This is a genomic window from Enterobacter sp. Acro-832, assembly GCF_011752745.1.
In the GTDB taxonomy this organism is placed as follows: domain Bacteria; phylum Pseudomonadota; class Gammaproteobacteria; order Enterobacterales; family Enterobacteriaceae; genus Enterobacter; species Enterobacter quasiroggenkampii.
On record NZ_VWWX01000008.1, the window covers coordinates 137,768 to 147,163 of the forward strand.

A 9,396-nucleotide genomic window follows, 5' to 3' on the forward strand; every position below is an offset into this window, starting at 1 on the left:
ATGTGGCCTCATGCTGGCGCATCAATGTGACATTCGGGTTAAGTGCAGGTTGCGGGAGTTTGAAGAGTTGAGCGGAGTTTGATGACAATCACCGTAGGCCCGGTCAGCGCAGCGCCACCGGGCGCTGTTGCCGGATGCGCTGCGCGTGTCCTGCCTACGACGTTTGTTGCTTGACGACGTTAATCATCCACGGCACGCCGTATTTGTCGGTGACTTTACCGAAACCGTGCGCCCAGAAGGTTTCCTGCCAGGCCATTTCGATATTCCCGCCATCGGCAAGGTTGTCGAACCAGCGTTTGCCTTCATCGACATCCTGGGTGTCGAGCACCAGCGTAAAGCCCGCGTACTGCGCGTTGCTGCCAGGCGGCATCCCGTCGCTCATCATGATATCGCTGCCCGCAATGCGGACGTTGGAATGGGCGATAGCCGAATCCGGAAATTGCATACCGGACGGACAGCCTTCATCGCTGTTATCGCTTTTTGGCATTTCGCCGAAGGTAATTTTATAGAGAAGCTCTGCGCCGACGGCTTGCTGGTAGAAGGCGGTGGCCTCAGCGCAGTTGCCGGCGAAAGAGATGTAGGGACTTAACGGCATAATCTTTACCTCACGTAAGAAAAGCCCATTAAGTGTAGTTCCCGAAAGCCCGGCAAGCGAAGCGCCACCGGGCGGGTAAATCAGTTCTTTTTCACGAACTCAGATTTCAGTTTCATCGGACCGAAGCCGTCAATTTTGCAGTCGATATTATGATCGCCTTCAACCAGACGGATATTCTTCACTTTGGTGCCGATTTTCAGCATGGAAGAACTGCCTTTCACCTTCAGGTCCTTAACGACGGTAACGCTGTCACCGTCTGCCAGCAGATTGCCGTTAGCATCTTTCACGATGAGCGCATCAGCATCCTGAGCCGGCTCGGCATCATTCCATTCATGAGCGCATTCCGGGCAGATGAACATGCCATTATCTTCATAGGTGTATTCAGAATTGCATTTTGGGCAGTGTGGAAGTGACATATCGGTATCCTCAAAAGTGTAAACGCGCTGGAAAGTGCCAGCAAAATGACGGCAGGGTGCCGAAAAAGGCGGCAAGTATAGCGCAAATCCACACCGTTGTCGGTGATATTGTGAATTAAAAAAGGCAAAAAGCGTATCGGGAGTGACACGTTCTGTCAGTCAGTTAAGCGATGCTTACGCCCATTAACACGGTGGGAAGAAATGACGATAAATATATCGAATATTTTATTGCAGCAAATTGCTACGCTCTGCCATTTCGGATAAGGTGAAGCGACACATTGTTATTTATCGCCGGACTTCACTGCCCTACATATCTTATGGCAGTGGCGCATTACCTCTCTTTTTAGGTGGATAAATAATGATGATATATCCTGAAGTTTCTTAAAAATGGGCTACGCTTTTTTCTTTTGGCTAACGGGCCAGGAGAGAAGCTATACACGCCATGCAAGGATAGTGAATTATTTCTGATTATCTTCAATCAGTTATATTTCGGCGAACATGTTTTCCACACGTGATCATATAAGCCTGAACGACATAATTAAAACAAGTGGCTTAATAAAAGTAATAAATTTGCGTTAAGGAAAGGCTTTTATCATGCACACACAGACCATTTTTGAATTAAGCCAGGAAGCGGAGCGTTTGTTACAGCTTGCCCTGCAAAATCTTGATACGTTGAAATCAATGCCGACTGCAATGCTGGAGAGCACTGCGGCTGCTATTACAGGCGAAACGAACAACGTTTTACCTTTGCATTTTAGCGCGCGCGGCGTCGACGCGCAGCAGGCGATGCTGAATAATGAATTACGGAAAATAACCCGGCTGGAAATGGTCCTGGCCATTGTGGGCACCATGAAAGCGGGAAAATCGACCACCATTAATGCGATTGTGGGTACCGAAGTGCTACCGAACCGCAATCGTCCGATGACGGCGCTGCCGACGCTGATCCGCCACACGCCGGGCCAGAAGGAGCCGGTGCTGCATTTCTCTCATGCCTCCCCGATTGATGAATTGATCCAACTGCTTCAGAAACAGCTATGCGATTACGATCGCGGGAAGCTGGCCCAGCGTCTGGAAATTGATAAAGACATGAATACGCTGCTGGAGCGCATTGAAAAAGGGGAAGCGTTTGAGAAGCATCATCTGGGGGCGCAGCCGATATTTCATTGTCTGAAAAGCCTCAATGACCTGGTGAGACTTTCCCAGGCGCTGGGCGTGGCGTTTCCGTTCTCGGAATATGCGGCTATCGAACATATCCCGGTCATTGAAGTGGAGTTCGTGCATCTTGCGGGCCTGGATGCCCACCTCGGGCAGTTGACGCTGCTCGACACACCCGGGCCGAACGAGGCCGGACAGCCGCATCTGCAAAAAATGCTCAGCGAGCAACTCTCTCGCGCATCGGCGGTGCTGGCCGTGATGGATTATACCCAGCTTAAATCCATCTCTGATGAAGAAGTCCGCCAGGCCATTTCCGCGGCGGGAAAATCGGTGCCGCTGTATGCGCTGGTGAATAAATTCGATCAGAAAGATCGCAATAGCGACGATGAAGAACAAATCCGGGCGATGATCTCCGGCACCTTAATGAAAGGCAATATTTCGCCTGGGCAGATTTATCCCGTTTCGTCCATGTGGGCGTATCTGGCGAACCGCGCGCGCTACGAGCTGAGTACGCACGGGCAACTGCCGGATCATCAGGAGCAACCCTGGGTGCAGGATTTTGCCGAAGCGGCACTCGGACGTCGCTGGCGTACGGCGGACCTGGACGATATCGACCATATCCGACATTCTGCCGATTTGCTCTGGGAAGATTCGCTCTTCGAGCAACCGATACGCAAACTGATTTACGCAGCCTATGCCAATGCCTCGCTATACGCGCTGCGTTCAGCCTCGCATAAGCTGCTCAACTACGCGCAAAATGCCCGCGAGTATCTCGATTTCCGCTATCAGGGGCTGACGGTGGCCTTTGAGGCGCTGGAGTTGAATATCGCACGTCTGGAAGAGGACATGGCGCTTTTGCAGACGCGTCAGTGCGTGGTGAGCGATGAGGTGAAACACGAGGTTGAGGAAGCGCTGAGCGCTACCGCGGACTTTATCGGCTCCCAAAAAACCGCGCTACACCATGAGATTGACCTGGTGTTCAGCACGCACCCGATTCTTGATTTGCCAGGCACCGACCGGCCGAACCTTCGCGGTGAGGTGCTGAAGCAGCTGGTTCTGGACGATGAAGGGCAGGCGCAGATTGCGCTGAGTAAATTACGCGCCTCCTGCGAGCAGGTAATGCTGGATGCCCAGACGAAGATCGGCCGGGAGCTGGCGTTACGCTTCGATCAGCTGGAGTCCACGCTGGCGCGCTCCCTGAACGAAGCCATGCGTCCCATCGAAACGCGTATTAAAGAGCATCTGAGCCATGCGGGTTTTCGGGCGCGGATCAGCTTCCCGGCGTTTCAGGCAAGCCAGCTTAACTTTAATACGCGGGCGCTGTTCAACGATGCGATTGCGCAGGACGACAGCCAGGCCGTCCCTCCCTCCGGCGGGAGCAGCATGCGTGAAACGGTCTCTCGTTGGCTCAATAATCCAGGCTGGGGCTGGGACGAGTATGTGGAAACGCGCACGCGGTATGTTATCGATATTGCGCAGCTACATGACAAATTTAAGCAACATATTGATCAGTTTTGTGAACAAATACGTAAAGCTTTGTCCGCTCAGGTCGATGTCTCTGTTACGGCAGGAATGGCGACGTTCTTTGCAGAATTTTCGTTGTGCCTGACCGGGTTACAGGAAAGCTTGCGTGATAGCCTCGCAGTGCGTCAGCAAAATGAGCACTCAACCCGAGCGCTCTGCCAGTTGTTGAAGCAAAGCATCACTACTGCGACGTGGATACAGGAAGATACCCGACTGTTACGCGATGATATTCAAACCCTATTCGCGGCAGAGCAACCATGACAACACCACTACTGGACGGCCCCGGGCGAACGCTGGAGTGTATTAATCCAAAATTTATGGTCGATCTGGTGCAGGGGAGAGACGCGGCGCGTCATCCTCGCCTGGGACCACAGCAGCTGCAGTTTCGTGAGCGTTTGACGCAGGAAATCATGACGCATACCCGGCTACGCCCCTGGGCGATGGCGGGGATGCTCAATGAAAATGCGGGGCTGCGTCTGGGGCTGGCGGAAAAACTGGCCAGCATGCTTGATCCGGGTCATCTCGCGCTGACGCTGATGGCAGAGAAGCTGATTGCGCTGCGTCAGCAGACTCACCCGCGCACCCTGCAGTCCCCCGGACTGACGCAGCAGTACGCCGATCTCGTGTCTCATTTTACCCAACGCGCAGCCTATAAGGAAAAGGCGCTGACCCAGCGCGGCCTGACGGTGCAGGCGGGTGAACACAGCGAGCAAATTTTTACCCGCTGGCGGGCCGGGCATTATGATGGCTGGTCGCTGGCCGGGCGCTGTTTTATCGTCCTGGAGGAGCTGCGCTGGGGGGCATTTGGCGACGCATGCCGTCTCGCGAACGAAGATGTGGCGGCAATGCTTAAGGATAACCTGCGCAGCATGGCGGCTAACTATCTGGCGCAGGGCATCAATGCCTCCCCCACGACCCGCCATTTTTATCATCAGTGGCTGACAACGCCGGCTTCGCCGGGATTGATCGATCATAAAGACATGCTGGGCTGGCTGGGGGACTGGTGTCAGGCGGATAAGCATCCGGTGAGCTGGTCAGTGACGCAAAACTGGCAGACCGTCGCGCTGGGAATGCCGAGGCTCTGTTCGGCAAAACGGCTGGTGGACGGGATGGTGGAAGAGATTTTTGGGTGAATCCCTTCTTCCCCTCACCTTGATCCTCTCCCCGGGGGGAGAGGGAATGGTTTGGTGCGGCGCGTTAATGATTCATTTCAATTGGTTTCGGTTCAGGCTGGGTCTCTTGCATATTCCCGTAGCGTTTCGCATACAGCGCCGTGACGATCGGCACCAGAATCGCGGTGACAATCACGCTGGCCGCAACCAGCGCCGTCGCGGAAGCGGCCACCGGTTCGAAGGCCGGGTTAATCTGGGCAATAATCACCGGGTTGGCGACGGCAGCGCCTGCGGCTGAAGAGGCGGCGACGCCCGCTGTGCCGTTTCCTCCGCCGATCGCGCGGTCGGCAATGATTAGCGGGATACCGGTAATGATAATTACGGCGACACCCAGCACAATACCCAGCAGGCCGGTATCAAGGATAACCTTCAGATTGATGGTGTTCCCCAGCGCGAAGCCGAAGAACGGGATCAGCACCGGCGTGGCTTTGCTGAAGAAATCACGCAGATCGTGATCGAGATTGCCAAGGGCAAAGCCGATCAGGAAGGGCAGGATCGCGCCGACAAAGTGGTGGGGTTCAAAAGAGGCCAGGCCAGCAGACCCCAGGATCAGCATCGTCATCAGCGGGCCAGACTCCAGAGACATCAACACAAATGCGCCGGACTCTTCTTTTGTCCCGTACTGATTCATCAGGCTGGCGTACAATCCGCCGTTAGTCATATCCATCGCCGAGACAATCGCCAGGACCGATAATCCCGCGAAGAACCCGGTCTGAATTCCAGTCTCCGGGATGAACATCGCGCATATCATCGCTACTGCCCAGGCTACCGCTATTTTGGTTATTACCAGCGTACCGGATTTCCGTAATACGGTACCCGTCGCCCGCAAATTAATGGATGCACCGATACAAAAAAACCAGACGGCAAGAATCGGAACCGTGCCCGTTATCATGCCTTTTGTGAAACCGCCAAAATAAGCCCCGGTATCAGGGGCAAGGGTATTCAGGATGGCGCCCAGTACCAGCGGAACCAGCATCATACCGCCGGGTATGCGTTCTATCGTGGCTTTAATCTTCATAGACAATCCTCACATCTGACCCCGCCTGACGGGCGATCGGTGCTAAAAATTAGTCAATAAATTCAATTGATTGGCGTTTTTGCTTGAGGGGTATTTCTCGATAACCCTGCAAGGAAAATAAAATTGTGCTCTCGATTGACCTCATTGGAAAACACATGAAACGTTGTATTCGGATTTATCATGCGATCAATGGAATATTGATTCAATGAAAATAAAACATCGTTTTAGTTATCTTTGTCACATATTCAATGTAAAAGCATCGATGGCTTCCTTATGATGAAAATTTATGTAAATTGGATGTGAGAAAACGTGGTTTGTTTTTTTTGTTGAGAAAGAACTCATGATGTGTGTGAAGTGGCTCTAAAGGCGGGGATGAGAAAGTGCTTATTTGCACTCATTGACAAATCCGGGAACGAGTTGACCTGACGCTGAAATATGTGTGAAGTTGATCACAAATATAAACGCTGGTAGGGTAAAAAGGTCATTAACTGCCCAGGCAGGCGTCAACAGGTTCGGTTGTATCGACGTAAAACGTCAATGTAAGTAAACCTGCTACGCTTGAATAAGGCGATTCGCATGGAGCGGATCCCATGGTTCACAGAACGTAAACTGGACTGTGAAACAGACAGGGCCGAGTCAACGAGGATAGCTATGCTGAGAAGGAAAAAGATTAAACCCATCACGCTTCGCGACGTCACCATTATTGATGACGCAAAACTGCGTAAAGCGATTACCGCAGCCTCGCTCGGTAATGCGATGGAATGGTTCGATTTTGGTGTCTACGGCTTTGTGGCCTATGCGTTAGGTAAAGTGTTTTTCCCCGGGGCCGATCCCAGCCTGCAGATGATTGCCGCACTGGGTACGTTCTCCGTCCCCTTCCTGATTCGCCCGCTGGGTGGTCTGTTCTTCGGTATGCTCGGTGATAAATATGGTCGTCAGAAGATCCTGGCTATCACCATCGTCATTATGTCGATCAGTACATTCTGTATCGGTCTTATCCCGTCTTACGCCACCATCGGCATTTGGGCACCGATTCTGCTGCTGATCTGTAAGATGGCGCAGGGCTTCTCCGTGGGCGGTGAATATACCGGCGCCTCGATCTTTGTTGCCGAGTATTCCCCCGACCGTAAGCGCGGCTTTATGGGAAGCTGGCTGGACTTCGGCTCCATTGCCGGGTTCGTTCTGGGCGCGGGCGTGGTGGTGCTGATTTCAACCGTAGTGGGGGAAGCGAACTTCCTCGACTGGGGCTGGCGTATCCCGTTCTTCCTGGCACTGCCGCTGGGGATCATTGGTCTCTACCTGCGTCATGCGCTTGAAGAGACGCCTGCGTTCCAGCAGCACGTCGATAAGCTGGAACAGGGTGACCGTGAAGGGCTGCAGGATGGTCCGAAGGTATCGTTCAAAGAGATTGCCACTAAGCACTGGCGCAGCCTGCTGACCTGTATTGGTCTGGTGATTTCGACCAACGTGACCTACTACATGCTGCTGACCTACATGCCGAGCTATCTGTCGCATAACCTGCACTACTCGGAAGATCACGGTGTGCTGATTATTATCGCCATCATGGTCGGTATGCTGTTTGTGCAGCCGATTATGGGCCTGTTGAGTGACCGTTTTGGCCGTCGACCGTTCATTATTCTGGGAAGCGTTGCGCTGTTTGCGCTGGCAATCCCGGCATTTATTCTGATTAACAGCGATGTGCTGGGGCTGATTTTTGCCGGTCTGCTGATGCTGGCGGTGATCCTTAACTGCTTTATCGGGGTGATGGCCTCAACGCTACCCGCGATGTTCCCGACCCACATTCGCTATAGCGCGCTGGCCGCGGCCTTTAACATCTCGGTACTGATTGCCGGTCTGACCCCGACGCTTGCCGCCTCGCTGGTGGAGAGCACGCAGAACCTGATGATGCCGGCTTATTACCTGATGGTGATCGCGGTGATTGGTTTGATTACCGGTATTACCATGAAGGAGACGGCGAATCGTCCTCTGAAAGGCGCCACGCCTGCGGCATCGGATATTCAGGAAGCGAAAGAGATCCTGCGTGAGCACTACGATAATGTAGAGCAGAAGATTGAGGATATTGACGCCGAGATTGAAGAGCTGCAGAAAAAACGCTCCCGACTGGTGGATCAGCATCCACGCATCAACGAGTAATAAAGAAACCCGCCAACGGCGGGTTTTCTTTTATTAGCATCCGGCGGCGATGTAGTCGCCATTGGCACTGATGGGGATCACCGTCAGGAATAGCACCGTCGCGAACAGGATCAGGACTATCCCTCCGGCTATTTTGACTGCCGGCACCAGCCAGCTTAATGAGGCGCTTTCTCTGAACCAGGTCACCGTACGTTCGCGGGCGTACCGTACAGCCAGGGAAAGCCCCACAATAGAGAGCGCGGTTCCCAGAGACATGGTCATGACTGCGGCCACTCCCCAGGTAACAATGCCCAGCGCGTTCGAAAACATCAGAATCATGATCGCCCCGCTGCACGGGCGTGCCCCAATTGCCAGAATCACGCCCAGACGGGTTTTCCAGTCGCCCTGCGTCAGATCTGTACCTACGCCGTGATGGCCGCAGCCACAGTGTTCGTCGTGCTGATGAAGCGGCTTAATGGCAGAGACAGACATCCTGCGCGGGCGCAGACTCTTCAGCGCCTGGTAAATGACAAATGCGCCGAATGCGCCAATAAGCACTGCGCTGATCTTCTCCACGTACCAGCGGCTGGTACTGATATCCCCTGAAGCGAGGTTGAACCCTACCGCCAGAATAAAGACAAACAGAATGGCGCTGACGCCCTGCATCAGGCTACCCAGGAAGGGGACGACCCGGGCGGCCAGCTCGCTTTCCTTATTGGTGGTCAGATAGGTCGTCACAATGAATTTTCCGTGCCCGGGTCCGATGGCGTGAAGGACACCATAAAGGAAAGCCCCCGTTAACAGCCATAACCCACCGCTGTACTGGTGGTTATTCAGCTGCAGCAGGTACATCACCAGATAACGGTGCAGGGTAATTTGCGTGGCAAGACACCACTGGATAAAGGCGTTCCAGTGCGTATGCAGGGTAAAACCGGCAAAGAGAATTGCCAGCAGCATCAACCCTGCGGTAGGGAGACGCCAGTCACGGGTGAGGCGTTGTGTGGTCATGAAGCGGTCTGCACAGAGGAGAGTATTTGCCGCTAGTATAGTTGATCTTCCCGCTCAATTCGTTGGATCGCGTCCGGATCTGTGCATGATTGTGGATAACTTTGTGCATAAAAGGGTATAAGGCGGGGTTTTGCTGGGGAATGCAGCAGTCAGTCATTTTTTTGCAACTTTTCGGTTGCGGTCGTTCGGGAACTCCCTATAATGCGCCTCCATCGACACGGCGGATGTGAATCACTTCACAAACAGCCCGGTCGGTTGAAGAGAAAAAATCCTGAAATAACGGGTTGACTCTGAAAGAGGAAAGCGTAATATACGCCACCTCGCAACGGTGAGCGAAAGCCGCGTTGCACTGCTCTTTAACAATTTATCAGACAA

7 protein-coding genes are annotated in these 9,396 nt (G+C 53.4%); 3 read left to right on the forward strand and 4 right to left on the reverse strand.

What is annotated here, in order from left to right; genetic code table 11:
* Nucleotides 1-154: 154 nt before the first annotated feature.
* Together yjdN and F3J31_RS21070 are read right to left on the reverse strand one after the other, a co-directional pair.
* Nucleotides 155-595: a VOC family metalloprotein YjdN gene (gene yjdN, locus F3J31_RS21065; protein ID WP_048226493.1), complete on the reverse strand. Its 441-nt coding sequence runs from the start codon at nucleotides 593-595 to the stop codon at nucleotides 155-157.
* A gap of 80 nt (nucleotides 596-675) precedes the next feature.
* On the reverse strand, nucleotides 676-1,011 hold the full coding sequence (locus tag F3J31_RS21070) for a zinc ribbon domain-containing protein YjdM (RefSeq protein WP_008500067.1): 336 nt from the start codon (nucleotides 1,009-1,011) through the stop codon (nucleotides 676-678).
* A 594-nt stretch (nucleotides 1,012-1,605) separates the two neighbouring features.
* Between F3J31_RS21070 and crfC the strand changes: the two genes are divergently transcribed.
* Both crfC and F3J31_RS21080 read left to right on the forward strand, forming a co-directional pair.
* Nucleotides 1,606-3,951: a clamp-binding protein CrfC gene (crfC, locus tag F3J31_RS21075; RefSeq protein WP_167215120.1), complete on the forward strand. Its 2,346-nt coding sequence runs from the start codon at nucleotides 1,606-1,608 to the stop codon at nucleotides 3,949-3,951.
* Entirely contained in the window at nucleotides 3,948-4,823 is an 876-nt protein-coding gene (locus tag F3J31_RS21080) for a diguanylate cyclase regulator RdcB family protein (RefSeq protein ID WP_167215123.1), read from the forward strand. Before crfC ends, F3J31_RS21080 begins: the two co-directional genes overlap by 4 nt.
* Nucleotides 4,824-4,887: 64 nt before the next feature.
* Here the strand turns inward: F3J31_RS21080 and kdgT are convergent, their stop codons facing one another.
* On the reverse strand, nucleotides 4,888-5,880 hold the full coding sequence (gene kdgT / locus F3J31_RS21085; RefSeq protein WP_045909208.1) for a 2-keto-3-deoxygluconate transporter: 993 nt from the start codon (nucleotides 5,878-5,880) through the stop codon (nucleotides 4,888-4,890).
* Nucleotides 5,881-6,531: 651 nt separating this feature from the next.
* Here kdgT and proP point away from each other — a divergent pair.
* Nucleotides 6,532-8,034: a glycine betaine/L-proline transporter ProP gene (proP, locus tag F3J31_RS21090; RefSeq protein WP_024906762.1), complete on the forward strand. Its 1,503-nt coding sequence runs from the start codon at nucleotides 6,532-6,534 to the stop codon at nucleotides 8,032-8,034.
* 33 nt (nucleotides 8,035-8,067) lie between these two features.
* Here the strand turns inward: proP and F3J31_RS21095 are convergent, their stop codons facing one another.
* Nucleotides 8,068-9,021, reverse strand: coding sequence for a nickel/cobalt transporter (locus tag F3J31_RS21095; RefSeq protein WP_167215126.1), 954 nt, complete (start codon nucleotides 9,019-9,021; stop codon nucleotides 8,068-8,070).
* Nucleotides 9,022-9,396 lie beyond the last annotated feature (375 nt).

Excerpts from the sequence above, each read along its gene's own strand:
- yjdN (WP_048226493.1), bottom strand. The coding sequence starts at position 595 with ATGCCGTTAAGTCCCTACATCTCTTTCGCCGGCAACTGCGCTGAGGCC.
- F3J31_RS21070 (WP_008500067.1), bottom strand. The coding sequence starts at position 1,011 with ATGTCACTTCCACACTGCCCAAAATGCAATTCTGAATACACCTATGAA.
- crfC (WP_167215120.1), top strand. The coding sequence starts at position 1,606 with ATGCACACACAGACCATTTTTGAATTAAGCCAGGAAGCGGAGCGTTTG.
- F3J31_RS21080 (WP_167215123.1), top strand. The coding sequence starts at position 3,948 with ATGACAACACCACTACTGGACGGCCCCGGGCGAACGCTGGAGTGTATT.
- kdgT (WP_045909208.1), bottom strand. The coding sequence starts at position 5,880 with ATGAAGATTAAAGCCACGATAGAACGCATACCCGGCGGTATGATGCTG.
- proP (WP_024906762.1), top strand. The coding sequence starts at position 6,532 with ATGCTGAGAAGGAAAAAGATTAAACCCATCACGCTTCGCGACGTCACC.
- F3J31_RS21095 (WP_167215126.1), bottom strand. The coding sequence starts at position 9,021 with ATGACCACACAACGCCTCACCCGTGACTGGCGTCTCCCTACCGCAGGG.